General features: G+C 76.0%; 1 pseudogene. It reads left to right on the top strand.

From position 1 onward, the window contains the following. Positions 1 to 242 (top strand): annotated as a pseudogene (locus KVS71_RS18360) (FUSC family protein); the annotation flags it as partial.

Genomic DNA, 242 nt, shown 5'->3' with positions numbered 1-242 from the left:
CAGTGGCCCGACGATGCCGCGGCGCTCGCCGAGACCACCGCCGACCTCCGTGCCGCCCTGGCCGAGGCCGACGAGAGCGCCCGCTACAACCCGCGCGCGCGACGCCGGCATGCGGGCACCGCCCACATCCACGAGCAGCTCTCCACCCTCGCCCGGATCGCGCACCTCATCCGGGACATCGCCGACGCGACGGCCGACACGATCTGGGGGAGTCCGGCGGCCATGCCCCTGGGTCCTGCCCC

It is taken from the genome of Microbacterium sp. GbtcB4 (assembly GCF_019091465.1).
GTDB lineage: Bacteria > Actinomycetota > Actinomycetes > Actinomycetales > Microbacteriaceae > Microbacterium > Microbacterium paraoxydans.
The sequence above is the reverse complement of the archived record's forward strand: the minus strand, read 5'-3'. Positions and strand labels throughout refer to the sequence as shown.